Annotated in this window: 20 protein-coding genes; 15 read left to right on the top strand and 5 right to left on the bottom strand. The window is 59.8% G+C overall.

Annotation, left to right across the window (positions count from 1 at the left end; genetic code table 11):
- Positions 1 to 10 precede the first annotated feature (10 nt).
- Positions 11 to 1198 carry an EAL domain-containing protein gene (locus DBR46_RS26840; RefSeq protein WP_124528949.1) on the bottom strand — a complete coding sequence of 396 codons (1188 nt, stop codon included), beginning with the start codon at positions 1196 to 1198 and terminating at the stop codon, positions 11 to 13.
- Positions 1185 to 3986 carry an ATP-binding protein gene (locus DBR46_RS26845; RefSeq protein ID WP_124528951.1) on the bottom strand — a complete coding sequence of 934 codons (2802 nt, stop codon included), beginning with the start codon at positions 3984 to 3986 and terminating at the stop codon, positions 1185 to 1187. Before DBR46_RS26845 ends, DBR46_RS26840 begins: the two co-directional genes overlap by 14 nt.
- 163 nt (positions 3987 to 4149) lie before the next feature.
- Between DBR46_RS26845 and DBR46_RS26850 the strand changes: the two genes are divergently transcribed.
- The 12 genes from DBR46_RS26850 to DBR46_RS26910 all read left to right on the top strand — a co-directional run bounded on the left by DBR46_RS26850 (position 4150) and on the right by DBR46_RS26910 (position 20378).
- The gene (locus DBR46_RS26850; RefSeq protein ID WP_017734195.1) at positions 4150 to 4623 is read left to right on the top strand and encodes a MarR family winged helix-turn-helix transcriptional regulator; all 474 of its coding nucleotides are present in this window, start codon (positions 4150 to 4152) and stop codon (positions 4621 to 4623) included.
- The gene (locus DBR46_RS26855) at positions 4620 to 6071 is read left to right on the top strand and encodes an efflux transporter outer membrane subunit (RefSeq protein WP_124528953.1); all 1452 of its coding nucleotides are present in this window, start codon (positions 4620 to 4622) and stop codon (positions 6069 to 6071) included. The genes DBR46_RS26850 and DBR46_RS26855 overlap by 4 nt, the downstream gene beginning before the upstream one ends.
- Before the next feature lie 15 nt (positions 6072 to 6086).
- Positions 6087 to 7280: an efflux RND transporter periplasmic adaptor subunit gene (locus DBR46_RS26860; RefSeq protein WP_124528955.1), complete on the top strand. Its 1194-nt coding sequence runs from the start codon at positions 6087 to 6089 to the stop codon at positions 7278 to 7280.
- Positions 7280 to 8809 carry a DHA2 family efflux MFS transporter permease subunit gene (locus DBR46_RS26865; RefSeq protein WP_124528957.1) on the top strand — a complete coding sequence of 510 codons (1530 nt, stop codon included), beginning with the start codon at positions 7280 to 7282 and terminating at the stop codon, positions 8807 to 8809. Before DBR46_RS26860 ends, DBR46_RS26865 begins: the two co-directional genes overlap by 1 nt.
- A gap of 254 nt (positions 8810 to 9063) precedes the next feature.
- On the top strand, positions 9064 to 11457 hold the full coding sequence (locus DBR46_RS26875) for a type VI secretion system Vgr family protein (protein WP_124528959.1): 2394 nt from the start codon (positions 9064 to 9066) through the stop codon (positions 11455 to 11457).
- A gap of 15 nt (positions 11458 to 11472) precedes the next feature.
- Positions 11473 to 12222, top strand: a complete 750-nt coding sequence (locus DBR46_RS26880; protein ID WP_124528961.1) for a DUF4123 domain-containing protein — start codon at positions 11473 to 11475, stop codon at positions 12220 to 12222.
- Positions 12219 to 12740: a DUF3304 domain-containing protein gene (locus tag DBR46_RS26885; RefSeq protein WP_124528964.1), complete on the top strand. Its 522-nt coding sequence runs from the start codon at positions 12219 to 12221 to the stop codon at positions 12738 to 12740. The genes DBR46_RS26880 and DBR46_RS26885 overlap by 4 nt, the downstream gene beginning before the upstream one ends.
- Positions 12741 to 12802: 62 nt before the next feature.
- Positions 12803 to 13330: a DUF3304 domain-containing protein gene (locus DBR46_RS26890; RefSeq protein ID WP_256659403.1), complete on the top strand. Its 528-nt coding sequence runs from the start codon at positions 12803 to 12805 to the stop codon at positions 13328 to 13330.
- Positions 13318 to 15642, top strand: coding sequence for a DUF2235 domain-containing protein (locus DBR46_RS26895; RefSeq protein ID WP_124528966.1), 2325 nt, complete (start codon positions 13318 to 13320; stop codon positions 15640 to 15642). Before DBR46_RS26890 ends, DBR46_RS26895 begins: the two co-directional genes overlap by 13 nt.
- On the top strand, positions 15642 to 15905 hold the full coding sequence (locus DBR46_RS26900) for a PAAR domain-containing protein (RefSeq protein ID WP_124528968.1): 264 nt from the start codon (positions 15642 to 15644) through the stop codon (positions 15903 to 15905). The genes DBR46_RS26895 and DBR46_RS26900 overlap by 1 nt, the downstream gene beginning before the upstream one ends.
- Before the next feature lie 140 nt (positions 15906 to 16045).
- Complete coding sequence (locus DBR46_RS26905) at positions 16046 to 17038, top strand: hypothetical protein (RefSeq protein ID WP_124529020.1); 993 nt, start codon at positions 16046 to 16048, stop codon at positions 17036 to 17038.
- The gene (locus tag DBR46_RS26910; protein WP_256659401.1) at positions 17025 to 20378 is read left to right on the top strand and encodes an ImcF-related family protein; all 3354 of its coding nucleotides are present in this window, start codon (positions 17025 to 17027) and stop codon (positions 20376 to 20378) included. The genes DBR46_RS26905 and DBR46_RS26910 overlap by 14 nt, the downstream gene beginning before the upstream one ends.
- Positions 20379 to 20496: 118 nt before the next feature.
- Here DBR46_RS26910 and lpxH read toward each other — a convergent pair whose 3' ends face one another.
- Entirely contained in the window at positions 20497 to 21246 is a 750-nt protein-coding gene (gene lpxH / locus DBR46_RS26915) for a UDP-2,3-diacylglucosamine diphosphatase (protein ID WP_124528970.1), read from the bottom strand.
- A gap of 2 nt (positions 21247 to 21248) precedes the next feature.
- The gene (locus tag DBR46_RS26920; protein ID WP_017734190.1) at positions 21249 to 21749 is read right to left on the bottom strand and encodes a peptidylprolyl isomerase; all 501 of its coding nucleotides are present in this window, start codon (positions 21747 to 21749) and stop codon (positions 21249 to 21251) included.
- A 260-nt stretch (positions 21750 to 22009) separates the two neighbouring features.
- Between DBR46_RS26920 and DBR46_RS26925 the strand changes: the two genes are divergently transcribed.
- The 3 genes from DBR46_RS26925 (at position 22010) to DBR46_RS26935 (ending at position 26097) form a co-directional block, all read left to right on the top strand.
- Positions 22010 to 23710: a glutamine--tRNA ligase/YqeY domain fusion protein gene (locus tag DBR46_RS26925; protein ID WP_124528972.1), complete on the top strand. Its 1701-nt coding sequence runs from the start codon at positions 22010 to 22012 to the stop codon at positions 23708 to 23710.
- Positions 23711 to 23754: 44 nt separating this feature from the next.
- Positions 23755 to 25143 (top strand): cysteine--tRNA ligase, encoded by a 1389-nt coding sequence (gene cysS / locus DBR46_RS26930; RefSeq protein WP_124528974.1) that lies wholly within the window; start codon positions 23755 to 23757, stop codon positions 25141 to 25143.
- Positions 25144 to 25284: 141 nt separating this feature from the next.
- Positions 25285 to 26097 (top strand): hypothetical protein, encoded by an 813-nt coding sequence (locus DBR46_RS26935; RefSeq protein ID WP_124528976.1) that lies wholly within the window; start codon positions 25285 to 25287, stop codon positions 26095 to 26097.
- A 70-nt stretch (positions 26098 to 26167) separates the two neighbouring features.
- On the opposite strand, the gene DBR46_RS26940 is transcribed toward DBR46_RS26935, so the two are convergent.
- Positions 26168 to 26503: a hypothetical protein gene (locus DBR46_RS26940; protein ID WP_124528978.1), complete on the bottom strand. Its 336-nt coding sequence runs from the start codon at positions 26501 to 26503 to the stop codon at positions 26168 to 26170.
- Positions 26504 to 26679 lie beyond the last annotated feature (176 nt).

A 26679-nucleotide genomic window follows, 5' to 3' on the forward strand; every position in this document is an offset into this window, starting at 1 on the left:
CGGCTGCGGGTCAATACACGTTTGCCGGCCCGTCATGGGTCAGCAATTGCTGGAACTGATCCGAAGACACGGCGTGGGAGATCAGGAAACCCTGGACCTGAGTGCAGTCGATCTTACGCAACAGCGCAAGTTCTTGCGCAGTTTCCACACCTTCGGCCACCACGGTCAGGCCCAATTGGCGCCCCAGGCTGACAATACTGGTGAGCGCCTGGGCCATTTCCTCGTTGGCGTTGCAGCCCTGCACCAGCGCACGGTCGATCTTCAATTCGGTAAACGGCGCCGACACCAGGTTCATGTACGAACTGTAGCCCTTGCCGAAGTCGTCCTGGGACAGGCCGAAACCCTTGATGCGCAAGCGGCAGGCGCCGGCGTAGAAGTTGCTGATGTCATCGGGCACCGAGCATTCCATCAGTTCGAAGCAGATCCGCGCGGGCAGGCCCTCATGGGCGTGGACGAAGGCGAGGATGCGGTCCGGCAGGTCATGGCTGTTGAGCAGGTGGGTGGGCAGGTTGACCGACACAGGGATGTCATAGCCCTCTTGGCGCCACGTGGCCTGGGCGGCGATGGCCTGTTCGAGTATCCGCCAGAGCAAGCGTTCTTCCAGGTTGAAGGCGATCAGCGCGGGCAAGAACACCCCCGGCAGCAGCGTGCCATGCTCGGGGTGAATCCAGCGCACCAGGGCTTCGGCGGCGACGATGCGGCCATTGTTCAGGGCTTTCTTCGGTTGGAACCAGGCTTGCAGCTCGCCGTTATCCAAGGCGTTCAACAGGCTCTGGCGATCGATGCCGGGCTGGGTTTCGGCCGGTGCCATATGGCGCAGCACCTGCAATTGGTCGATCAGGCAGCGCAGGGCGGCGGCATTCACCGGTTTGGAAATCAGCCCGATGACCTTCACTTGCAGGTTGCTCGCCACCAGGCTGGCGCCCATCAGCATGCGCCGGGAGGCGGCGCTCATGATCGCCAGCGCCGGTCGCGAGGGTTGCGCGGCCAGGCCCTGGATAAATTGCACACCGTCCATGCCCGGCATCAACAGGTCGGTGAGCACCAGGTCATAGTCGCGTTTTTTCAAGCAGGCCAAGGCTTCCTCGCCGTCCTTGGCGCACTCCAGGTGAAAATCCCCCAGCTCGTTGAACAGGTTTTGCAAATACAGGTGTTGGAAGGGATGGTCTTCGACAATCAGGATGCTACAGGGCTTCATAAACGACTCGTTCGTAGGGAGCCAGGGCACTGAACAAGGCTCGCAGCGTAAAAGGTTTGACCAGGCACTGGTTCATGCCCGCCGCCAGGCACAGGGCGTCCTCACCGCGCAGGGCGTTGGCGGTGGCGCCGATGATCGGGGTGGTGCAGCCCAGGTTGCGCAGGGCTTCGGCCAGTTCGTAGCCGTTGAGCCTGGGCATGTTGACGTCCGTGAGCACGATGTCGAAGGCGCCGTCGTGCCAGCGTGACAAGGCTTCTTCACCGTCGCTGCTCAAGACCACGGTGCAGCCCAGCTCTTCGAGTTGGTCACGCAGGATCAGTTGGTTGATCACGTTGTCTTCGGCCACCAGGATGTGCAGGTGTAACGGGCGCAGGTCGCGCAGATCGCCAGGCGCCGACGGCAGGGCCACCTGGCCACCCTGGGCTTGGTGAACCGCTTGTTGGATGGCTTGCAGGTCGTTGAGGTTGACCTGCCAGCCGCCGCCCGTGAACTGCGGGGCAAACGCCCCTTCGCCGCTGGCGATAACGCGCGGCCCGTGCCAGGGCGCGCTGAATGACGGTTCGATGGGGCCGGGATGCAGTTCCAGGAGCACGCCGTTGTCGGCCAGCGCCAGGCAGGACGGCACGCCGATCTGCGGGCGGGCGCCCCAGCGGCGCAACCAGCCACAGGCGCTCTCGGCCAGTTCGCGTACCGGCGAAATCACGTAGACAATCTCCGCCGCCAGCTCGTTCAGGTGCGCAGCCGTTGCACTGGCGCAGGGTTGCTCCAACGGCAGGGTCAGGGAAAAGCTGCTGCCCAGTCCGGGCTCGCTGACCGTGCGCAGGGTGCCGTTCATCAAGTGGGTCAGGCGCAGGCAGATAGGCAGGCCGAGACCGGTGCCCGCGACCACGTTGGTGTTGCCCTCGGTCTGGTAGAACGGCTCGAAAATCAGCGCCTGGTCGGCCGGCGCAATGCCTTTGCCGGTGTCCGAGACTTGCCATTGCAGGCACACCCGCTCGCCTTCGCGGCTGAGCAACTTGACCCGCAACACCACGCGCCCGGAGTCGGTGAACTTGACCGCATTGCTCAGCAGGTTGTTGAGGATCTGCCGCACGCGGCTGACGTCGCCGATCAGCCGTTCCGGCACGTGCGGGTCGAGGCAGGCGTACAGGTGCAAACCCTTGCTGTGCGCGGCGGCGGCGTAGCCTTGTACCGCCTCCAGCACCAAGGCGGGCACGGAGAATTCGCTCAACTCCAGGGCCAGTTGCCCGGCTTCGATCTTGGACACGTCCAGCACATCGCAGATCAGTTGCAGCAAGGTCGCGGAGGAACCTTCGATGGCGCGCAGGTAGCTTTTCTGTTGCGCGTCCAGGCGTGTGCGGGCCAGCAGTTCGAGGGTGCCGAGCACGCCGTAGAGCGGGGTGCGGATTTCATGGCTCATGGTGGCGAGGAACAGGGTCTTGGCTTCGTTGGCGGTATCGGCGGCCTGGCGCGCCTGTTCCAGCGCCGCTTCGATCTGGGTGCGCGCGCTGATGTCGCTGAAGGCGCAGAGCAACACGTCTTCACCTTTGTAGCGCGTGGGCGCGCAGCTCAGGTACAGGTGGCGGCCATCGGCGGTCTCGAAGTAGTCCGTGAGGCACGGCGCGGTGGGGTCGAAGGCGCCATTGATCCAGCCAGCGCCGAGTTGCGCGCTGCTGTGGCCGAGCCAGTGTTGGGCCAGGGTGTTTTCCAGCACGATTTGGCCGTCGGTGCGGCGCAGCACGCAAAGGGCCACGGGGGCGGTCTGGATCACGTCGCGGCTGAACAGCTCGCTTTCCACCAGCGCCTGGATGCGGTGGATCGCGGGTTTGATAAAGCGGTGCTCCAGGCGCCGGGTCAGCAGGCACACCAGGCTGATGCTCAGCAGGCAGAACAGCAGCGCACCGCTGATTTGCGGCCACAAGGCCCAGAGCACCGCGCGCAGGTCGATGGAGTAGGTGAGTTGCCAGTCCGAGGATTTCAGCTGTTTGCGTAACACCAATTGCTCGGGCAACCAGCCGTTGCCGACAAAGCCAAAGAAGTCCTGTTGCCGCAGCAGCGGCAGGTTTTGCCCGGGCGGGGGCTTGTGGCTGTTGGTGAACAGCGGCATGCCCTGGGCATTGAACATGGTGAACTCACCGGCGCTGTGGTCGTTGAGGGCATTGGAGACTTCGCGGTCGTCCATTTCCAGGCCGAGCCAGCCGGACTCCGGGTCGCGCTCGTCCAGGCGAATGAAGATGTACAACTGTGAGTGGCCGTCGCTGGCGTGGGTCAGCCAGAGTTCGCGCAAGGCGTCCTGATGTTTGAGGGCTTGCAGTTGGCCGAGCATCGCCGGGGGGAAGTCGGCGGCCGCCGGGGTGGTGTCGTACAGCCGCGACACCTGGGCTGCGCTGCTGACGTACAGCAGGTTGAGCTGCTTGGCCTGCAAATAATCGCGCATGCGCTGGGTCAGCCAGATGCTCCATTGCCGGCCCGGCGTGTGCCCCAGCAGCAGGCGGATTTCTTCATCGGAGACCGGCAGGCTCACTTCGGCCTTGCGTGTGGCCGACAGGCTGAGGCTCTCCAGCAGCGCCTCGCGGGTGGTGAAAAAGGTATGCGCCTCGGCGATGGCGCTGCTCATGTAGCTGCGCCGCTGGGAGACTTCATTGTTGAAGGTGAACAGCAAAAAGCTGTACACGCCGCCGAGAATGCCCACCAGCAGCACCAGGGCAAACACGCGCAGAAGGCGGCGTGCGGCATAGGGCGTGGACAGGACCGGGCTGATTTGATGGAGGACGTTCTTTAATCGCATCCCGGCACTGTAGGGACGGGGGAGTGTAGGAGAAATCAGACGATCCTTAGAACCGTTCCGCTGAAATACCAAGCAAGCTAATTATTCCATTTGACATTCGCTGCCTAAGCAGTAACATCTCGTCACACATTCACTGCTTAGGCAGTAATAAGGTGACTTCCCAATGAAACACTTCACCCCCGACAACTTCCACAACTGCCACCTCGGCCTGTTGCTGGGCCGCGCCGCACTGCTCAAAGACCGGATTATCGACACCCATATGGAGCCGTACGGCATCACTGCCGCGCAGTTCAAGGTGTTGGTGATCATGGCGCTCTACGGCATCGACACCCCGGCCGAGCTGTGCCGCCACCTGTCGCTGGACAGCGGCTCGATGACCCGCATGCTCGACCGCCTGGAGCAAAAGGGCCTGCTCGAACGCCAACGTTCGGCCCAGGACCGCCGCCAAGTGCAGCTGGTGCTGACGGCCGAGGGCCAGAAGCTTGCGGACACCTTGCCCCACGTTGGCACCGAAGCCCTGAACCAGTTGGCCGGCTCTCTGGAGCCCGGCGAACTGGCAGACCTGGAACGCATCCTCAAGAAAATTCTGATAGCCGCAGGTGACTCCATCACCCTGCTGCGGGTAGGTAAAGAATGAACACACGTGCCCTTTGCCTGGTGCTGGTGGCCATGAGCATGGCCGGTTGCGCCAACTTCAGCGGCCTCGACACCCAGGGCCAGCGCCTCGACGCCAACAGCCTGCAAACCGGTAAATCCCTGAGCGGTGTGACGCTGTCGCCCGCCGCCTGGCCGAGCGCCGACTGGTGGAAAAGCCTCGGTGACCCACAACTCGACGGCCTGATCGTCGAGGCCCTGCAAAACAGTCCCGACATGCAAGTCGCCAGCGCCCGTGCCCACCAGGCCGAAGCCGCGGCGTTTGCCGCCGATGCCGCGCGCATGCCGACCCTGGACGCCAGCGCTGGTGTCAGCCGCTCGCGCCTGGCCAAGGATAAAGACCCGCTGGGGCAGGGCGATGCCTACGCCACCGTGCGAAATATCGGCGCCAGCTTCAATTACAACTTCGACCTGTGGGGTGGCCAGCGCGCCGCCTGGGAAGCCGCGCTGGGCCAGGCCCGCGCCGCCGAAGTCGACCAGCAGGCCGCGCGCCTGACCCTGGCCGCCAACGTGGCCAAGGCCTACAGCGATCTGGGCCAGGCGCATATCGTGCGTGACCTGGCCAATGACGACCTCAAGCGCACCCGGCAGATGCTCGACCTCGGTAAGCGTCGCTTGAATTCGGGCATCGACAGCCAGTACCAGTACCAGCAGACCGAAAGCCTGGAAGCCAGCTCGCAGTCGCAATTGATCGACGCGGAGAAACAACTGGCCAGCGCCAAGATCGCCCTGGCGGTGTTGCTCGGCAAAGGCCCGGACCGTGGCGGCGAGTTGAGCCGGCCCAACGTGCTTAAACCCGGCGCCGTCGCCGTGCCATCGGTACTGCCCGCCGAATTGCTCGGCCGTCGTCCCGACCTGATCGCGGCGCGTTGGCGTGTCGAGGCGGCGAGCAAGAACATCGCCGCGAGCAAGACCCGCTTCTACCCCAACCTCAACCTGAGCGCGAGCGCTGGGGCCGAGTCGTTGCTGGGGGATGCGATGTTTGGTTCGGCCAGCCGTTTCTTCAGCATTGCGCCGACGATCTCGCTGCCGATCTTCGACGGCGGCCGCCTGCGCGCCGACCTCGATGCCCGCGACGCCGACTACGACCTGGCCGTGGCCCAGTACAACAAAACCCTGGTGCAAGCCTTGGGTGACATTGGCAACACCATCACTCAACTGCGCGACACCGGCCGGCAGATCCAGGCCCAGCAACACGCCGCCGACATCGCCCAGCAGTCCTACGACACCGGCGTGCAGCGCTACAGCTCCGGCGTCGGCAACTACCTGGATGTGCTGAGCATCGAGCAGCAATTGCTGCAGGCCCAGCGCCAGTTGGCCACGCTCAACGCGGCGCAGATCGATCTGTCGATTCAATTGATGCAGGCCCTGGGTGGCGGGTTCAACGCCGCAAACGTGGCAGCGGCCACCCCAGCAACGCGTACGGAATAATTTGAGGTAATCGTCATGGCCACTGCCGACAGCAACACCGCAACAGCGCAAGACAACAACCCACGCAAACGCAAGGTCATGCTGATTGGCCTGGCGCTGATCGTCATCCTCAGCGTTGCCGGCGTATGGGCCTGGCACGAGCTTTACGGGCGCTTCAGCGAAAGCACCGACGACGCCTACGTGAACGGCAACGTGGTGGAAATCACCCCGCTGGTCACCGGCACCGTGGTCAGCATCGGCGCCGACGATGGCGATCTGGTCCACGAAGGCCAGGTGCTGGTCAACTTCGACCCGAACGACGCTGCCGTTGGCCTGCAAAGTGCCCAGGCCAACCTGGCCCGCACCGTGCGCCAGGTACGTGGCTTGTACAGCAACGTCGATGGCATGAAGGCCCAGGTGCTGGCGCAGCAAGCCAACGTGCAAAAGGCCCAGGACAACTACACCCGGCGTAAGAACCTCGCCGCTGGCGGGGCGATTTCCCAGGAAGAGCTGTCCCACGCTCGCGATGACCTGACCTCGGCGCAAAACGCCCTGGCCAACGTGCAGCAACAGTTCAAGACCAGCAGCGCGCTGGTGGATGACACGGTGATTTCGTCCCACCCGGACGTGCAGGCCGCCGCCGCCCAACTGCGTCAGGCGTATCTCACGGATGCGCGCAGCACCTTGATTGCACCGGTGACTGGCTATGTGGCCAAGCGCACCGTGCAACTGGGCCAGCGTGTACAGCCAGGCACGGCGTTGATGGCGGTGATTCCGCTGAACCAGCTGTGGATCGACGCGAACTTCAAGGAAACCCAACTGCGCGACATGCGCATCGGCCAGCCGGTGGACATCGAGTCGGATATCTACGGCAGCGACGTGAAGTTCAGCGGCACCATCGACAGCCTTGGCGCGGGCACCGGCAGTGCGTTTGCCCTGCTGCCGGCGCAGAACGCCACCGGTAACTGGATCAAGATCGTGCAGCGGGTGCCGGTGCGCATCCACATCAATGCCGAGGAGCTGGCCAAACATCCGCTGCGGGTGGGCTTGTCCACCGTGGTCAATGTGGACCTGCACGACCAGAGCGGCCCGGTGCTGGCGCAACAGGCGCCGCAAAAAGCCTCGTTCAGCACCAACGTGTATGACCGCCAACTCGCCGAAGCCGACGCCATGATCACCCAGTTGATCCATGACAACAGCCTCGCCGCACCCAAGGCTGTGCAACGCTGATGAGCAATAACGCCTCCTTCACGCCACCCAGCCTGTTGATGGCCACTATTGGCCTGTCGCTGGCGACCTTTATGCAGGTGCTCGACACCACCATCGCCAACGTGGCGTTGCCGACGATTTCCGGCAACCTCGGCGTGAGTTCGGAGCAGGGCACCTGGGTCATCACCTCGTTTGCGGTGAGCAACGCCATCGCCTTGCCGCTCACCGGTTGGCTCAGCCGCCGGTTTGGCGAGGTGAAGCTGTTCCTGTGGGCGACCATCCTGTTTGTGCTGGCCTCGTTCCTCTGTGGCATTTCCACGTCGATGCCGGAGCTGATCGGCTTCCGGGTGTTGCAAGGCTTGGTCGCCGGGCCGTTGTACCCGATGACCCAGACGCTGCTGATCGCGGTCTACCCGCCGGCGAGGCGCGGCATGGCCCTGGCGCTGTTGGCGATGGTCACGGTGGTGGCGCCGATTGCCGGGCCGATCCTTGGCGGTTGGATCACCGACAGCTACAGCTGGCCGTGGATCTTCTTTATCAACGTGCCCATCGGCATCTTTGCGGTGATGGTGGTGCGTTCGCAGCTGAAGAAACGCCCGGTGGTCACCAGCCACCAGCCAATGGATTACGTCGGCCTGCTGAGCTTGATCGTCGGCGTCGGCGCTTTGCAGATCATCCTCGACAAAGGCAATGACCTGGACTGGTTCGAATCCAACTTCATTATCATCGGTGCGGCGATTTCGGTGATTGCCCTGGCGGTGTTCATCATCTGGGAACTCACCGACAAGCACCCGGTGGTCAACCTGCGGCTGTTTGCCTACCGCAACTTCCGCATCGGCACCATCGTGTTGATCCTGGGTTACGCGGGCTTCTTTGGGATCAACCTGATCCTGCCGCAATGGCTGCAAACCCAGATGGGCTACACCGCGACCTGGGCCGGCCTGGCGGTGGCGCCGATTGGCATCCTGCCGGTGTTGATGTCGCCGTTCGTGGGCAAGTACGCGCACAAGTTCGACCTGCGCTTGCTGGCGGGCCTGGCATTCCTGGCGATTGGCTTGAGCTGCTTTATGCGCGCGGGCTTCACCAATCAGGTGGACTTCCAGCACATCGCCCTGGTGCAACTGTTCATGGGTATCGGCGTGGCGCTGTTCTTTATGCCGACCTTGACCATCCTGATGTCCGATTTGCCACCGCACCAGATCGCCGACGGCGCTGGCCTGGCGACCTTCCTGCGCACCCTGGGCGGCAGCTTTGCGGCATCGCTGACCACCTGGATCTGGATTCGCCGGGCGGACCAGCACCATGCGTACATGAGCGAAAACATGACCACCTACGACTCGGCCACGCGCAATGCACTGGACGCGTTGGGTGGGGCAGGGCAGAAGGCCTATACGCAGCTGGACCAGATTCTCACCAGCCAGGCGTACATGATGTCCACCGTGGATTACTTCACGTTGCTGGGGTGGATGTTCATGGGGTTGATGTTGCTGGTGTGGTTGGCGAAGCCGCCGTTTACGGCGAAGGCGGGGCCTGCGGCAAGCGGCCACTGATTCCGGGAGTGTGGAATACAATCCCCTGTGGGAGCGGGCTTGCTCGCGAAGGCGGTGGTTCAGTCGATACATAAGTTGACTGACACACCGCCTTCGCGAGCAAGCCCGCTCCCACAGTTGGATCGGTGTTCACATCAGCAACTGACGCTATAGGTTGGGAAGTACCCTGCTTTTAAAGAGGACCTTTCCGACATTATTCACCGATAGCAAATCTTTACTCTCTGGACTTTCGCACCGTCCAGGGATGACAAGGTATGGCTATCAGCGTATTGCCGAGTACTTTCTTTGATCACAGCCGCCACAAACTCAGGGTCTACGGTGTCGACCCCTTGCTCGACGTGCTGGCCTTTCACGGCGAAGAGCGGCTGAGTCATCCTTTCAAGTACCAGATCGAATTCACGTGCACCGAGCGTGACCTCGCCGCCGACCAAATATTGGGCAAGCCCGCGACGTTCAGTCTGTTTCACGTGCCGCCCAAGCCTGTGCTGGTTTGGCAGCCACCACCAGAAAACCAACCACTTCGCACCCTGGCCGGGGTTGTCACCGGCTTCAAGCGCCTGTCTGGCTCCAATGATGAAGGCCGCTACGAAATCACCCTGGAACCGCGCTTGGCGCTGTTGGCGCAGGGCAAGCAATTTCGCATTTACCAGCAGCAATCTGTACCGCAGATCGTCGAACATATCCTGCGTAATCGTCACGGTTATGAGGGGCAGGATTTTTACTTCCAACTACTGCGCGACTATCCCAGGCGCGAGCAGGTCATGCAGTACGACGAAAGTGACCTGGCCTTCATTTCGCGGCTGCTGGCCGACGTTGGCATCTGGTATCGCTTTGTTCACGATGAGCGATTGAATTTTGATGTCGTGGAGTTTCACGATCACCAGCGTTACTACCAGTTCGACGTCGAGTTGCCCTATCGTCCGCCCTCCGGGCTGAGCAGCGATCAGGACTGCGTGTGGAAACTGCAAACCCACCATCAGGTTGTAGAGCAACACGTCAACGTTCGCGCCTATCAATACCGGGATGCCAATGCCTGGCTCGACGGCGACATCGACCAGACCCGTGGTGCCACCACCACTTATGGCGAGGCTTACCACTACGCCGAACCCTACAGCGTGCTCGGGAACAGGCTGGACACTGACGAGGACCTGCCCACCGAAAGCGGCTACAGCTACGCGCGCCTGCGCCATGAACGCTACCTCAATAACCAGACCCGGCTCAGCGGGCTCAGCACCAGCGCAACGCTCGCGCCAGGCCAAGTCCTGACCATTACCGACGGTGCGCCCCAGGCGTTTATGCCGAGGGTGGTGATCATCGAGCTGAATGCCCGGGCTGCCCGTGATCGCAGCCTCGAGGTCAGCTTTGGCGCCATCCCCTATTCGGAGACCGTGTGTTTCCGACCACCGTTGCTACCCAAGCCAAGCATCGCCGGTACTGTCCCGGCCCGTGTGTCCAACCCGGGGGTGAACGACCCTTACGCGCACATCGATCTGGAGGGGCGCTACAAGGTCAATTTCCTGTTTGATCGCGACACTTGGAAGCGCGGCGAAGAAAGTCTGTGGCTACGCCTTGCGCGGCCTTATGCGGGCGACACGCACGGTTTGCACCTGCCACTGATTGCGGGCACCGAAGTGGCCGTGGCGTTCGAGCAAGGTGATCCGGACCGCCCCTACATCGCCCACGCCCTGCACGACAGTGAACACCCTGATCACGTCACCCTGCGCAACTACAAACGCAATGTGCTGCGCTCGCCGGCCAACAACAAATTGCGCATGGATGACACCCGGGGTGAGGAACACATCAAGCTCAGCACCGAATACAGCGGCAAGAGCCAGCTAAACCTCGGTCATATCGTGGATGCCGGAAAGAAAAAACGCGGCGAGGGGTTTGAACTGCGCACTGACGGCTGGGGCGCGGTGCGGGCCGCGAAGGGCCTGCTGATCAGCGCGGATCAACAGAGCAAAGCCTCTGGCGCGGTCTTGGTGATGGACCCGGCCACGCAGCTGATTCAGGGTGCTGCGCAGCAAATTGCCGACTGGCAGGCAATCGCCCAGGCCCACCGAAGCCCTCGACCGTCTCTCAACGGTTTGCAGCAGTTGCAGGCCGACGCAAAAGACCTGGCAGCGCCCGTCATCCTGCTCAGCGCCCCCCAGGGAATTGGCGCGGTTACGCCGTCCAGCCTGCTGCTCAAAAGCGGCGACGCGCTGTACCTGCAAAGCCACGACGACATCCATCTGGCCGCCGCCGAGCAACTCTCGGCCCACGCCAACAGAGGTATTTCCCTGCTCGCTCAGCAGCAAGGCATGCGCCTGGTCTCGGGCAAGGGACCGCTGGAAATCGAATCCCACGGTGATTTGCTGAACTTGATCGCACAGCAGGACATCAGCGTGCAGTCGGTGCAGGGGCAAGTGCACCTGACCGCCAGGAACGGCATCACCCTGGGGTGTGGCGGCGGTTACCTGCGCATCCACCCGAGTGGCGCAATCGACATCCACAGCCCCGGCAAGTTGCTCCTCAAGGGGCAGCATGTGTGGGAGGGGCCTGCGGGCCAGGAGTTTGCGTTGCGGGAGTTGCCGCAGTCGGTGTGTGAGGACTGCCTTAAGAGAGCCCGCGCAAAGGCCATCACCCTTTTGATGCGTGAAGGTTGATCAGGAGATCGTGAAATGGCAGCACCTATCCCATGGCAAGACCAGATCGAGCACGTATGTGCCACCGCTGGTGTGCACTACGTAGATCTGTTGTTTGATCAGGCCGCCTGGCACACCGACCTTACCGGGGCGCTGGAGCAAATAAGGCCAGCGATCCCTTGGTTCTCACTGTTCACGGCAACCCCCGAGGAACACATGCTGGACCAGGCGCCCCTATTGATGCGCCTGGACTTGACCCATTGGCGGCATAAAGCCTGGTTGGAGGAACTGCTGACTCACGGCGCAGCCGACGCACGCGTGTTGGTGGTGATCTCGCCACTGGCCTTTGAAACCCTGAGTCACGCGCTGCGATCACTTTCGCAAATCCGCTGGGGTGGTAAGGCTGGCCTGTTGCGTTACTACGACCCGCGCAGCTTTCCCTCATTGATGTCTTCGATTTTTACCGACGAACAACGCGCTGAGTTTCGGCAACTGGCTTTTTTTTGGAGCTGGTTTGATCGAGATGAGCAAGTGCAGTGGCTCAAGGGACACGCGTCGAGTGGTAAGAGCGCCGTTCACGTTTCACCTTTTCTGGAAATGAGCGACGAACAGTTCGAGTTGATGGGGTGTATCAGCGATGCGCAGGAATTAATGAACAGCGGAGAGTTTCATCAAGCACTTGGAGGCCGGGAGCAGCGTTTTTCTTTGTTCTACTCATTCGCCTTGGAGGCCAGTCGGGAAAATTACTTTGGTGATTTTAATGAGTATGTAAGGAGCAGGTTATGAGATTGAAGAGCTGCTTGCTTTGTTTTGGTTTTGTGGGGTGCGGCCTGACGGCTTTATTGTTATTGGGGTGTACGTTCTCTGAAAATAAGATGGTGGCCGGGAATATAGCAGCGATTAATCATGTTGAAGGTACTGCGATTAATTGGTTTTCGGTGAATGGCTATAGAGCGCACGGCGGAGGGGGGAGTTCGTGTTGCATTATTATGCCGGTTAAGTGGCGGCCGGGGTTGGAAGTGGAGGTTGAGTGGGAGGTTGATCCGAATAGCGATGCTTCTACGCCTCCGTTAGGAACGGAAGAGTTCAAAGCCTTTATGGTCAAGCATAAATCCAATTACCGACATTACAGCGCAGTCGTTGATGTTCCTGAGTGGCCAGAAAAAAAATCTTGTGATCTAAAGGTGCATTTTTTAACTTGCAATCGCGTTGCGGTTACTACTGCTTGTGCGATGTATGGTCGACCAGATTATCCGATCAGAGAGCCTAGATATGCAAAGGAGCCAGTTGTATGTACGAAGTGACGCGTTTCATGACTGATTCTTTTGGGGGCGCGAGTTTTCTTTTCTCGTTGCGGGGATCGGTAGTGCGTTTTATTGGAAAGGCTAGAACGGTGGTGAAATGCCTGTGTGGATTGTTGGGGCTTACGTTGTTGGGGTGTACGTTCGCTGAAAATAAAATGGTGGCCGGAAATATAGCGGCGATTAATCATGTTGAAGGTACTGCGATTAATTGGTTTTCGGTGAATGGATATAGGGCGCATGGCGGAGGTGGGAGTTCGTGTTGCATTATTTTGCCGGTTAAATGGCGGCCGGGGATGAAGGTGGATGTTGAGTGGGAGGTTGATCCTGATCGCTTTGCGAAAATAAAAAGAAAAACAATCGGGTTTGGATTTGATGAGGAAGCCTGGGCCAGTCATAAGGCTAAATTTCAACAGTATCGCGTTACAGTCGATGTTCCTGAATGGCCGGAAAGAAAATTGTGCAGTCTGAATGTTCATTTCTTGACTTGTAAGCGAGTGGAGGTGACGACCTCGTGCTCGATATATGGTCAGCCTGATTATCCTGTCAAAGAACCTAGGCATGCAAAGGAGCCAGCCGTATGTCCAAAGTAAAAAAACAACTTGAAGATAAAACTTTTGGGCCGCCTGTTTTTCCTCTTGGCGGGCGCTTACCTAAAGATGTCTCAGTGGTGGGTGCTAACTATCGTAGGCAAAATGCTGAAGAGAACCTCTTTTGTCGACAGCCTGATTCTGCTGGGAGGAGTCAGCGCTTTGTATGTTGTCATAGCATACACGTAAGCCTGTTTTTCGATGGAACCAATAACAACGACGATAATGACACCAAGAAGAACCATCCCAGTAATATCGCCAAACTCTATCATGCGTCGATTCAGGATGATGAAGCTAAAGGGAGCGGCTATTACTCCTACTACATGCCCGGTGTTGGCACTCCATTTCCGGAAGTGGGCGAGTTGGATTACAGCGAGGATGGGTTGAAGTACGCCACCGGTGGAGAGGATCGCATCAACTGGGCGCTGGTCTCCATCGCCGATGCGTTGCATTGGGCATTGACCAGGAATCGATTGTCATTGGATGACTGTGCGAAAGCAGTCAGCAAAATGAGCACGTGGCCTACGCCCTTGATGAGTACCCTTGGCCCAGGCAATCGCCGCTCCGTAATGACCAACCTGCTTGCCCCTTTGAAAGCCCGCGTGCCGGTAGCGCAGCCCAAAGTCCTTGGAATCAAACTCTTCGTATACGGCTTCTCCCGAGGCGCCGCAGAGGCCCGTACTTTTGTCACTTGGCTAAGCCAGCTATTCCACACCCCAGAAGGCGCCGAACGCCCTGAACAAAGCCTGATTGGCCTGCCCATCAGCGTCGAATTTCTCGGCCTGCTGGATACCGTGGCTTCGGTCGGTATCGCTCATGCCGCGCCGTTTTTTGCCGGGCACATGGATTGGGCTGATAACACTCAATTATTGCCCGACGCCCTACGCTTCCCGGATCTGGTCAAGTGCTGTCGACACTTTGTTGCAGGCTTCGAACAGCGCTCGTGTTTCCCGCTGGATTCGATACGCAATGAGGATGGCAAGTACCCAGCCAACACCATCGAAGTGGTCTACCCCGGTGTTCATTCCGATGTGGGGGGCGGCTACCCAAAAAATGATCAGGGCAAGGCACGCGGTGGCACCAATGAATTGGTGTCACAGATCGCGTTGCATGACCTGTACGCCGAGGCTTTTGCTGCGGGGGCACCTTTGCAGGTGCCGGAAGCTGCGCTGCCTGTAGGGCTCTCCAATCATAACTCCTGGCGTGTCATGGACCCCAGCACAGAGAGTGAATTTGGTCTGAGCAGCGAATTAGTCGAACGCTTCAACGCCTGGCGCCAAACCCTCCCAGGCATCCCTTCCGACCCACCCACCGCCACTCCCCCCTGGTCCTACCAACCCATCCAGCTCACCACCACTGTCGAAGACACCCTGGCCGACCAACTGGGCTGGATCACCGGCTGGCGCATCGGCCGTTTTGCCAACGACAGCTACAAACAACAACCCTTTTTCACTCAAGCCCACGAGACCACGGCCTACGATGAGGGCCAACAACGCGAACACTATGAAACGTTGAAAAGTGGTCTAAAAAAAGACCGCCAACAAGCCCCCGAGGCCGCCAAAAACTATCCCGGCCCACCCATCTACGAACCGAAGATCGACCAGACCCAACTCAGCCAGGCCGCTGCCGAGTTCAAGGCCGACTACACCGGCAGCAAGCGCGAACAAACCAGCTTGAAGGGTTACGTGCTGGACGTGGTGCTGCGCGACGCGATCTACCTGCTCAACGAAGATGACGAAGCCAAGGACCACGCCGCACTCAAGGCGGCGGGCGAGCGACGTTGCAAACAGCTGTTCCGGGATGACCGAGGTACACCCAGTACGCAAACCAATATGGCCCTGCTGGTCGCGCTGTTCGACGATCAAGTCCACGATTCCCGCGCCTGGTTTATGCATGACGCATTGAAAACCCGTGAGCTGTGGGCCGGTTACTTTTTCTATCGCATGACCTATTTCGGCAATGAAAACAGCCGCGAGCTTTCCCCAGTGGTGGTGGCGGGGCGGATGCTGGGTGTGGCGATGGTGGTTGGGGCCACGGTGTATGGCATCAAGCGAAAAAATGCCCTGGGTGGCCTCGCCGCCGGCATCGGCGGCGCGACCATCGGTTATCAGGTCATCGACAAGGCCACGGGCTTGGTGGTGCCGTTCTTGCCAGGGGCCGAGCAAATCCTCAAGCCAACCGCGCATATCGGCTTGGTGGCCGCCGAGCTGAAAACTCAAATCGCCCAGGAGGACCTGGCCGAGCGCCTGGAACGCACCACTGCCATGTTGCGCGCGGCAGGCAGCTTGTTTGAGATCGACGGGGAGTTGGCCTGATGTTGCCTTTAGTGCGTGTCGGTGATCCTTTGCAGCCCTTTGGTGGCGAAGTTTTGCAAGGCCATTTCCTGGCCTTCGGCAAACCGGTGGCCTGCATGGGCGACCCAGTCCGCTGTAAAAAGCATGGCTTGAACAAAATCAGTGAAGGCACTGCGGGTTCCATTATGGACGGCAAACCTGTGGCGTTGCACGGCCACCGGTGTGAGTGCGGCTGCCGTTTGGTGAGCACCCTTGCGACCTCATCGATGGGGGTGTCGCCATGACTCGGCCACCGCTGTATCCGCAGGTCATTGCGCCGCGAGCACCCCAGTGGCGACGCTGGTGGCTGGCGTTGCTGATGCTCTGTAGCGTGCAGGCTGCAGTCCTGCTGGCGTTATGGCCCAAAGGGCAGCCTCAGCTTGAACTGTGGTTATGGAGTGCAGTGCTGCCATTGAGTTGGGCGATGGTATTGGCGCTGCGTGTATTGGTTTGGCAGATTGCTCAGTTCCAGACGGATGTGTACCGAGGCATCCGTGATGAAGACCTGCAGCGCTGGTGGCGGCGGCGTGGTTTGGGTTTGCCGGTGCAACAGGTGCTGTTGCTCGGGCCGGCGGGCGATGAGCAGGCGCAGTACCGCGGGCTGATGGCCGCCACGTCAGTCCCGAAACCGTCGCTGATACCGGGGGCGACGCAGCCTGCGCTACGGTGTCGATTGTCACTGAGCAATGTCACTGAGCGCGGCCCTGCCCTGGCCCGCCACCTTGCCCGGTTGACCCTTGCACTTCCTGAGTTATCTGCGCGCTGGCCAGCGCTGTGCGGCGTTGCCTGGGCGGGTGATGCGGGCAGCGAGACGGCGTTCACGCAACAGTTGGCCAAGGCCGGTGTGAGGCTGCCCGAAACCCGCGTGCCATTGGGCGATCTGGCTGACCTCGACGCGCTGATTGAAGGCTTTTACCCGCTCTGCCAGGAAGCAGCTGATTGGTTCTTGTGTGCTGGCGTAGTGTCTTTGGAACGCGCCGGAGACGGCGACCTGCCAGGCGAAGCAGGCTTTCTGTGGGTAGTGGATCGGCAAGCCAGGCAGCTGTTGCATCGAGGTGAGTATCTATTGAGCGAGTCGAATGAGTCGCCCGCTGAACTGTGCGCGCAGGTGCAATGTTATGCCGGCCTTGATGGGCCTCCACCCAGCTGTTTGGCATTGGATAAGATCAGCCAGGTAGCGTTTGCGCAGGGAGGTTGGTGCGCAGCAGAGCACCAACTGAGCACGCAATGGGGCCTGCTGGGGAACCTGGCGCCTTTCATCGGTATGTCGCTGGCGCTGTTGCAGGCGACGGTGGCAGCTCAGCCCTGCGGCTGGTTGAGTCAGGATGCCGAGGAGCGACTGGCCATTGGAGTGGTGGTACCTCATGGCAATCATTAAAGGTGGGCTTAAAGCCTCTTTGGTCGGCATGGGGTTGGGCTATCTGGTGGTCGTGTGGTTGCTGGTCACGCTCGGCTGCTTGTTCTATGCATTGTGCAACAACTATTTCGCTTGGCCAGCGCTGTCGCTCAAGGATCTGGCGCTACGGGGCCTGTTCATTGGGTTCGCGCTTTGCTGGTTTTGCCCGCTGATTGTATTGGCTTGGGACCGTGTTGCGGTTGGCTGGGCAATGGGGTTGGTGGCGACGGTGGCTGAACCCTGGGGGGCTTTTTCGAGCCCCGTCGAGCCTGAAGGAAACCTGTGGCTGGAGGCGTTACGCAAGTCTCTTCGCACGCAGCACGGGTACTTCTGGCGCAGCAAAGTCCGCGTGTTTTTAGTGTTTGGCGAACCGGATCAGATCAGCGCTATCGCCCCTGGCTTGACGCCACAGAACTGGCTGGAAGGGCAAGGCACGGTGTTGTTATGGGGTGGCAGTGTCAATTCCGGGCTGGACGAGGCAGCCCTTGCACCGTGGTGCGAGTTGAGCCGCTGGCGTGCGCTGGATGCTGTGGTCTGGGCGCTGAGCAGTGAGCAAAGCCTCGATGATGTGGCGATGGGTGAGGGTGTGCGGCATTTTTGCAAACTGTCCCGTGAGCTGCGCTGGCAGATCCCACTGCACCTGTGGCAAGTCTGCGCCAGCCAATGGCCGCAGGCCCAGCGCACGGTCGAGCCGGTTGGCAGTGTGTTGCCGACGAAGCTGACCGTCGCCGCCCTGCAAGCGTGCTTGCAAGGCTTGATCGAGCCCCTGCGTCACGCAGGTCTGGCACAGATGCATGATCAGACTACCCATGATTTTCTGCTCCGGCTGTCTCGCGATTTGCAGGCCGAAGGCATTACCCGTTGGCGCCAGGCGCTTGCGCCGTTGCTAGGCCAGTCCGCCCGCGGAGTACCTCTGCGTGGTGTGTGGTTCAGCCTGCCGGTGCAGCGTGAGCAGGCGGGCCATTATTGGCCGACGGATCCCGCCTGGAACGGCGTGCTGGAGGACAAGCCCGTACGGCGTCGAGTGGGCTGGAGCGCCGCTCGCGTGGGTTACGCCGTGACGATGCTGCTGATGCTGGCCTGGGGGATTGGCTTGTTGCTGTCCTTTTCCAGTAACCGCGCGCAGGTTGCGCAGGCACACGTTTCGCTCGCTGCGCTGCAGCAATCGGAACAAGGTGACCAGCAATTTCAGGCCCTCAACGAGCTGACCCGCGCACTCGCCCGGCTGGACTACCGCGCCGAACACGGCACGCCGTGGTATCAGCGCTTCGGCTTGAACCAAAACCAAGCCTTGCTTGAAGCCCTTTGGCCGCGCTATGTCGAAGCCAATAACCGATTGATGCGCGACCCGGCGGCCGCGAATTTGCGACGCCAACTCGACACTCTGATCAGCCTGGCACCGGGCAGCCCGGACCGCGCCCGTCACGCCCAGGTTGCCTACGATCAACTCAAGGCGTACCTGATGATGGCTCGCCCGGAGAAAACCGATTCTGTCTTCCTGGCCAAGGTCTTGGGCGAGGCTGAGCCGCTGCGTGCCGGTTTGTCCCCCGGCATTTGGCAGAACCTGTCGCCGACGCTCTGGCAGTTCTACAGCGTACAGTTGGCTGCACATCCCGAGTGGCGCATCGCGGCTGACTGGAAGCGGGTCGCTCAGGCCCGGCAGGTCTTGCTCGGCCAGTTGGGTCGACGCAATGCCGAGGCCAGCCTGTACCAACAGGTGCTCGATGGCGCCGCCAACCATTCGCCGGACTTGAGCCTGCACCAGATGGTCGCCGATACCGATGCACTGGCACTGTTTTCCACCGACGCCAGTGTAGCGGGGGTGTTTACCCGCCAAGCCTGGGAGGGCCATGTGCGCCAGGCCATCGACGATATTGCCAGCGCCCGACGCGAGGAAATCGACTGGGTGCTCAGCGACAAGCCCATCGATGTTGACCCCCATCTGACGCCAGAAAAGCTGCGCGAGCGTCTTACCGAACGCTACTTCCAGGACTATGCCCGCGCGTGGCTGGACTTCCTCAACAGCCTGCGCTGGCAGCAAACCGAACGGATGGCCGATGTCATCGACCAATTGACTTTGATGAGCGATGTGCGCCAGTCGCCATTGATTGCATTGATGAACACCGTGGCCTACCACGCGCATGCAGGTCAGCGTGGCCGGGCACTGGGGGACTCGCTGATCCAGTCGGCACAAAAGTTGATCGGCCAGGACGAGACGCCAGTGATCGACAGATTGACGCGTGAGCCGAGCGGCCCGATGGATGCCACTTTCGGCCCGCTGCTTTCACTGATGAGCATCGACGGCAGCGGCAATAAGCTCACCCTGCACGCCTTTCTCACCCAAGTCACCCGCGCTCGCCTGAAACTGCAGCAAGTCAGCCACGCCCCGGACCCACAGGCCTTGACCCAGGTCCTGGCGCAAACAGTCTTCCAGGGTAAAAACGTCGATCTGACCGACACCCAGTCCTACGGCAGGCTGATCGCTGCCAGCCTTGGTGCGCAGTGGGCCGGGTTCGGTGAGGCGTTGTTCGTGCGTCCAATGGACCAGGCCTGGCAGCGGGTGCTGCAACCTTCAGCGGTGAGTCTTAATCGCCAGTGGCAACGCGCCATCGTGACACCCTGGCACAGCGCGTTTGCCAGCCGCTACCCGTTTGCCGCCACAGGCAGTGACGCCTCGTTGCCGATGTTGGGGCAAATGATCCGCGCCGATTCGGGGCGGATCGAGCAGTTTTTGCAGCATCAACTAAGCGGCGTGTTGCGCAAGGAGGGCAATCGCTGGGTGGTCGATCCGTTGCATAGCCAGGGCCTGCGCTTCAACCCGCAGTTTCTGTCAGCCATCAACCAGCTCAGCAACTTGGCGGACGTGCTCTACACCGACGGTGGCTTGGGGTTGAGCTTCGAGCTCCAGGGCAGAGCGGTCAGAGACGTGGTGCAAACCACCTTTGTTCTCAATGGTGAAAAACACCACTACTTCAACCAGAAAGAACGTTGGCAGCGCTTCAGCTGGCCAGGCCATAGCGATTACCCCGGGGTGAGCCTGAGCTGGACCAGTGTACATGCCGGCGAACGCCTGTTTGGTGATTACCAGGGCACCTGGGGTCTGATTCGTCTGTTGGAAAAAGCCCGCGTCACGCCATTGGACGATGGCGACAGCCTCTTTCGCATGGTGCTCAAGGCGCCTGACGGTATCGACCTGAGCTGGCGTCTACGCACTGAACTGGATGCCGGGCCGTTGGCGTTGCTCAAGTTGCGCGGCTTCACGCTGCCTTCAAAGATATTTCTGGTTGACGAGTCATATGCACAAACCGCGAGTGTGGAATGAAGTCCCCTGTGGGAGCGGGCTTGCTCGCGAAGGCGGTGGTTCAGTCGATACCTAAGTTGACTGAACCACCGCCTTCGCGAGCAAGCCCGCTCCCACATTTGAACTGTGTTGGCAGGGGTTATGCGCCTGGCAGCGCGAGCTGCGGATTGCCGAAATCAAACGCCGCCAACTGAAACCCCTGCTCATCCACCTGCAACGCCCACCCTTGCTTGTCCCAATCCCCCAGCACAATGCGCTTGGCCGCTTGCTCGCCAATCTGCAACTTGTGAATGGCGGGGCGGTGGGTGTGGCCGTGGACCAGGGTGCGCACGCCAAACTGCTGCATCACCCGGGGCACTTCCTCGGGGGTCACATCGACAATGTCGTTGGCCTTCATGCGCGTCTGCGCACGGCTCTCGCTGCGCAGCTTGCGCGCCAGTTTGTGGCGGGTGCGCAACGGCAGGTGGCGCAGGATAAACAGCACGATGGGGTTGCGCAGGATGCGGCGCAGCTTCATATAGCCGACGTCGCGGGTGCAGAGACTATCGCCGTGCATCAATAGCACGGGCTCGCCAAACAACTGCACGACACTCGGGTCCTTGAGCAAGGTTGCGCCTGCTGCTTTGCAGAACGCCTTGCCGATGAGGAAATCGCGGTTGCCATGCATGATGAAAATCGGGGTGCCGCTGTCGCTGAGTTCGCGCAGGGCCACGCAAATCGAACGTTGGAAGGGGGTCATGCCATCGTCGCCAATCCAGGCTTCAAAGAAGTCCCCCAGAATGTACAACGCCTGGGCGCCACGGGCGCGGCCGTGGAGCAGATCCAGAAACGCCCGGGTAATGTCCGGGCGCTCCTCTTCCAGATGCAAGTCTGAAATAAGCAGGATCACCCTTAGATGATCTCGGCTTTCTCGACGATAACGTCTTCTACCGGAACGTCCTGGTGACCGGCTTTACCGGTGGTCTGCACGCCTTTGATCTTGTCAACGACGTCCTGGCCTTCGGTGACTTTACCGAATACCGCGTAGCCCCAACCCTGCACGTTCTTGCCGCTGTGGTTGAGGAAGGCGTTGTCGGCCACGTTGATGAAGAACTGCGCGGAGGCCGAATGCGGCTCCATGGTACGGGCCATGGCGACGGTGTACTTGTCGTTGGAAAGGCCGTTGTCCGCTTCGTTCTGGATGCTTGGGCGCTTGTCTTTCTTTTCTTTCATGCCTGGCTCGAAACCGCCGCCCTGGACCATGAAGTTGCCGATGACACGGTGGAATACGGTGTTTTCGTAGTGGCCGGCGTTCACGTACTCGATGAAGTTGGCGACGGTGATCGGCGCTTTCTCGGCGTTCAGCTCGATGACGATGTCACCGTGGTTGGTGGTCAGTTTGACTTGAGTCATGGTCGTTTCTCTTTCAAGGAATTCGTGGGTGTGGACGCCGGGGCGCCTTACCGATTTGGCGACACTTTTTGGCAAAGCAGCGGCCAAGGGGCGCAGTTTAGCGTGACCTGTAGGAATTTCGAGGTGGTTTTTTACCGCCCATGCAATTAATGCAGCAGTTTTTGACCACGCTCTGTCAGTGTCTTGACGGCTTCGGCTATTATGAGCGCTTTGTTTTATCTGGCCTTACCCGGCCACGAACCTGTCTGTTCAAGGATCCTATGAGCAAGCCCACTGTCGACCCTACCTCGAATTCCAAGGCCGGACCTGCCGTCCCGGTCAATTTCCTGCGCCCGATCATCCAGGCGGACCTGGATTCGGGCAAGCACACGCAGATCGTCACCCGCTTCCCGCCAGAGCCCAACGGCTACCTGCACATCGGTCACGCCAAGTCGATCTGTGTGAACTTCGGCCTGGCCCAGGAGTTCGGTGGCGTCACGCACCTGCGTTTCGACGACACCAACCCGGCCAAGGAAGACCAGGAATACATCGACGCCATCGAAAGCGACGTGAAGTGGCTGGGCTTCGAATGGTCCGGTGAAGTGCGCTATGCCTCGCAATACTTCGACCAGTTGCACGACTGGGCCGTCGAGCTGATCAAGGCCGGCAAGGCCTACGTGGACGACCTGAGCCCGGAACAAGCCAAGGAATACCGTGGCACGCTGACCGAACCGGGCAAGAACAGCCCGTTCCGCGACCGTTCGGTGGAAGAGAACCTCGACTGGTTCGCCCGCATGCGTGCCGGTGAGTTCGCCGACGGTGCCCGTGTACTGCGTGCCAAGATCGACATGGCCTCGCCGAACATGAACCTGCGCGACCCGATCATGTACCGCATCCGCCATGCCCATCACCACCAGACCGGTGACAAGTGGTGCATCTACCCGAACTACGACTTCACCCACGGTCAGTCGGACGCCATCGAAGGCATCACCCACTCCATCTGCACCCTGGAGTTCGAAAGCCATCGCCCGCTGTACGAGTGGTTCCTGGAGCACCTGCCGGTGCCGGCGCACCCACGTCAGTACGAGTTCAGCCGCCTGAACCTGAACTACACCATCACCAGCAAGCGCAAGCTCAAGCAACTGGTCGATGAAAAGCACGTACATGGCTGGGACGACCCGCGCATGTCCACCCTGTCGGGCTTCCGTCGCCGTGGCTACACGCCGGCGTCGATCCGCAACTTCTGCGACATGGTCGGCACCAACCGTTCCGACGGCGTCGTGGACTTCGGCATGCTCGAATTCAGCATCCGCAACGACCTCGACCACAGCGCCCCGCGCGCCATGTGCGTGCTGCGTCCGTTGAAAGTCGTGATCACCAACTACCCGGAAGACAAGGTCGACCACCTCGAACTGCCGCGTCATCCGCAGAAAGAAGAACTCGGCGTGCGCAAGCTGCCGTTCAGCCGTGAAATCTACATCGACCGCGATGACTTCATGGAAGAGCCGCCAAAAGGCTACAAGCGCCTGGAACCGGCTGGCGAAGTGCGCTTGCGCGGCAGCTACGTGATCCGTGCCGACGAAGCGATCAAGGACGCCGATGGCAACATCGTCGAACTGCGTTGCTCCTACGACCCGGAAACCCTGGGCAAGAACCCGGAAGGCCGCAAGGTCAAGGGCGTGATCCACTGGGTGCCGGCCGCCGCCAGCATCGAATGCGAAGTGCGCCTGTACGACCGCCTGTTCCGTTCGCCGAACCCTGAGAAGGCTGAAGACAGCGCCAGTTTCCTCGACAACATCAATCCTGACTCCCTGCAAGTACTTACGGGTTGTCGTGCCGAGCCGTCGTTGGGCGAAGCACAGCCGGAAGACCGTTTCCAGTTCGAGCGCGAAGGTTACTTCTGCGCGGATATCAAGGACTCGAAACCCGGTGCTCCGGTATTCAACCGTACCGTGACCTTGCGTGATTCGTGGGGCCAGTGATTCAGGCAGGCCTGACCGGCTTTGCCTAGAGAGAAGGAATCGTCGTGTTAACGATCTACAACACACTCAGCAAGACCAAAGAAGTCTTCAAGCCGCTGGATGGCAACAAGGTGCGCATGTACGTGTGCGGCATGACCGTGTACGACTACTGCCACATCGGCCACGGCCGCAGCATGGTGGCCTTTGACCTGGTGACCCGCTGGTTGCGTTTCAGCGGCTATGACTTGACGTATGTGCGCAATATCACCGACATCGACGACAAGATCATCAACCGCGCCAACGAAAACGGCGAGTCGTTCGACGCGCTGACCGAACGCATGATCGCCGCCATGCACGAGGACGAGGCGCGCCTCAACATCCTCAAGCCGGACATGGAGCCGCGCGCCACGGACCACATCCCGGGCATGCACGCGATGATCCAGACCCTGATCGACAAGGGTTACGCCTACGCCCCGGGCAATGGCGACGTGTACTACCGCGTCGCCAAGTTCATGGGCTATGGCAAGCTATCGCGCAAGAAAATCGAAGACCTGCGCATCGGCGCACGTATCGAAGTGGACGAAGCCAAGCAAGACCCACTGGACTTCGTGCTGTGGAAAGGCACCAAGCCCGGCGAGCCGAGCTGGGAGTCGCCATGGGGCGCCGGGCGTCCGGGCTGGCACATCGAATGCTCGGTGATGTCCACTTGCTGCCTGGGCGAGACCTTCGATATTCATGGCGGCGGCAGCGACCTCGAGTTCCCGCACCACGAAAACGAAATCGCCCAAAGCGAAGCCGCCACGGGCAAGACCTACGCCAATGCCTGGATGCACTGCGGCATGATCCGCATCAATGGCGAGAAGATGTCCAAGTCCTTGAACAACTTCTTCACCATTCGCGACGTGCTGGAAAAGTACCATCCTGAGGTTGTGCGTTACCTGCTGGTGTCCAGCCACTACCGCAGCGCCATCAACTACTCGGAAGACAACCTCAAGGACGCCAAGGGCGCCCTGGAGCGTTTCTACCATGCGTTGAAAGGCTTGCCAGTGGTTGCCCCGGCCGGTGGTGAAGCGTTCGTCGAGCGTTTCACCCAGGTGATGAACGACGACTTCGGCACCCCCGAAGCCTGCGCCGTGCTATTCGAAATGGTGCGCGAGATCAACCGCCTGCGCGAGAGCGATCTCGACGCAGCGGCTGGCCTGGCGGCCCGCTTGAAAGAACTGGCCAGCGTGCTGGGCGTGTTGCAGATGGAAGCCGATGACTTCCTGCAAGCCGGCGCCGAAGGGCGTGTGGACGCGGCTGAAGTGGATGCGCTGATCCAGGCGCGTCTGACTGCTCGTGCGAACAAGGACTGGGCGGAATCCGACCGACTCCGCGACCAACTCACCGCCATGGGCGTGGTGTTGGAAGATGGGAAAGGTGGGACGACGTGGCGGTTGGCTGATCAGGCTTGATCGGTAAACGCTGAATAAAAAAACGCCCCGACTGGTTCGGGGCGTTTTTTTTGCATGCGAATAGTATGTTTGACCTAGATGGGGTTGACGAATAATGGCTCTATGACATTATCGGTGTAAGTCAATGGGAGAGTCATAGATATGGATGTTGCAAGATGCATAGCTGATGGGAATACGTACACGGCACATAATTTTGAACAGCTTGGTGATTCTCGAATTGAGGGGTTTCGGCGCCTATTGGTTTGTGTTCAATGTGGCGCCCCAGCTTTTTTTAGGAAGGAATCTCGAAGTGGACAGGCTGCATGCTTTGGTGCACGACCTCACATACCAGGATGCGAGTTTGCGGCTGCAGAAGGTAGAAGGCGAGGGAATCCGGGGAATGATCAGGAAGAACAGATTAATCTTGGTGAGCGCATAGAAATTGATTTCGGCTACGGGGCTCAAGAAATCGTTCACCCAACCCCTGACAATCCTATTGATCCAAATGGTAGAGGCGGCCGTTTTGTCCCGGGAAGTGGAAGACGAAGCCCTGTAATGCACAGGCGGCTAAGTACCCTCCTGAGAAACTTGATGGTGTCTGAGCAATTTCGAAATTCAGATCAGATAATAGGCCTGCCCGAAGGGCAGTTCCGCGTGAGGGATTTTTTTGTAAGGTTTAATGAAGCCAATAGAGACCATGTTGGCGAGTATCGTGGCTATTGGGGGATGCTATCTGATGCTCGATATGGGCAAGAAAATAGCCTTTGGCTGAATAGTGGTGGGCGAGAAAACTTAAGTGTTGTTGCAGACACTGCAATTGTCGATGGTTTGCATGAGCGATTTGATGTGGATGACTTAGAGGAGTTTGCGGGTTCTTATATTCTGGTTTTTGGAACCCTCAGAGTTTCCGGTAACGGAAAAGGTTACGTTGCTTGTAATGACTTAAGACACATTACAGTCAGTCTTTCAGATTGATGCTTAACTTTTTGTAAAAGTCAAACGGGACAGATCTATTTGAAACCATAGAACTGTCCCTTTTCGAGTTCTACTCTCTAACTGATGCCTCGCATTGGATGACTGCGTCGTTCATCAACAATTGAGTACCTTCCAATATTCGACAGATGCCAAGTGCAACACTACGTGGCGCTCCGTCAACCTCAAAAGCCAAGTGGCTCGCTAGGGCCTGAATCGATGTGAGATCTTCCGATACGTTGATAAGTAGGGTCTCGATTTTCAACCCTTTACGAACGGCAAAGAGCCAACTGCCTTCGGTGTTCGGCGCTGGACTTTGAGGGGGATTCAAATAATGTTTAATCGCTCGATGAGCAGACTTATGAAACGAGGTTGATTCGAGCGGCGGATTCGGACTGTCTTTAATCATGGCAAAGCTCCTAGAGTATTGGAGCCACCACCCATCGCTGCGAAACGATAATCGGGTGGCAGCTGTACGCAGGTTCGCAGACCGGGACTCTAGGCACCCGGCATACCCGAAGGTATCCCGCGCACAGCCGCCATAACATCAGGCATAAAAAAGCGCCCGCTATCTGAGGTGGACGC

The organism is Pseudomonas sp. KBW05 (assembly GCF_003852405.1).
Classification (GTDB): Bacteria; Pseudomonadota; Gammaproteobacteria; order Pseudomonadales; family Pseudomonadaceae; genus Aquipseudomonas.

Bases quoted from the DNA above. Each gene is read 5' to 3' on its own strand.
- DBR46_RS26840 (WP_124528949.1), bottom strand. From the start codon at position 1,198: ATGAAGCCCTGTAGCATCCTGATTGTCGAAGACCATCCCTTCCAACAC.
- DBR46_RS26845 (WP_124528951.1), bottom strand. From the start codon at position 3,986: ATGCGATTAAAGAACGTCCTCCATCAAATCAGCCCGGTCCTGTCCACG.
- DBR46_RS26850 (WP_017734195.1), top strand. From the start codon at position 4,150: ATGAAACACTTCACCCCCGACAACTTCCACAACTGCCACCTCGGCCTG.
- DBR46_RS26855 (WP_124528953.1), top strand. From the start codon at position 4,620: ATGAACACACGTGCCCTTTGCCTGGTGCTGGTGGCCATGAGCATGGCC.
- DBR46_RS26860 (WP_124528955.1), top strand. From the start codon at position 6,087: ATGGCCACTGCCGACAGCAACACCGCAACAGCGCAAGACAACAACCCA.
- DBR46_RS26865 (WP_124528957.1), top strand. From the start codon at position 7,280: ATGAGCAATAACGCCTCCTTCACGCCACCCAGCCTGTTGATGGCCACT.
- DBR46_RS26875 (WP_124528959.1), top strand. From the start codon at position 9,064: ATGGCTATCAGCGTATTGCCGAGTACTTTCTTTGATCACAGCCGCCAC.
- DBR46_RS26880 (WP_124528961.1), top strand. From the start codon at position 11,473: ATGGCAGCACCTATCCCATGGCAAGACCAGATCGAGCACGTATGTGCC.
- DBR46_RS26885 (WP_124528964.1), top strand. From the start codon at position 12,219: ATGAGATTGAAGAGCTGCTTGCTTTGTTTTGGTTTTGTGGGGTGCGGC.
- DBR46_RS26895 (WP_124528966.1), top strand. From the start codon at position 13,318: ATGTCCAAAGTAAAAAAACAACTTGAAGATAAAACTTTTGGGCCGCCT.
- DBR46_RS26900 (WP_124528968.1), top strand. From the start codon at position 15,642: ATGTTGCCTTTAGTGCGTGTCGGTGATCCTTTGCAGCCCTTTGGTGGC.
- DBR46_RS26910 (WP_256659401.1), top strand. From the start codon at position 17,025: ATGGCAATCATTAAAGGTGGGCTTAAAGCCTCTTTGGTCGGCATGGGG.
- DBR46_RS26920 (WP_017734190.1), bottom strand. From the start codon at position 21,749: ATGACTCAAGTCAAACTGACCACCAACCACGGTGACATCGTCATCGAG.
- DBR46_RS26925 (WP_124528972.1), top strand. From the start codon at position 22,010: ATGAGCAAGCCCACTGTCGACCCTACCTCGAATTCCAAGGCCGGACCT.
- DBR46_RS26935 (WP_124528976.1), top strand. From the start codon at position 25,285: ATGGATGTTGCAAGATGCATAGCTGATGGGAATACGTACACGGCACAT.
- DBR46_RS26940 (WP_124528978.1), bottom strand. From the start codon at position 26,503: ATGATTAAAGACAGTCCGAATCCGCCGCTCGAATCAACCTCGTTTCAT.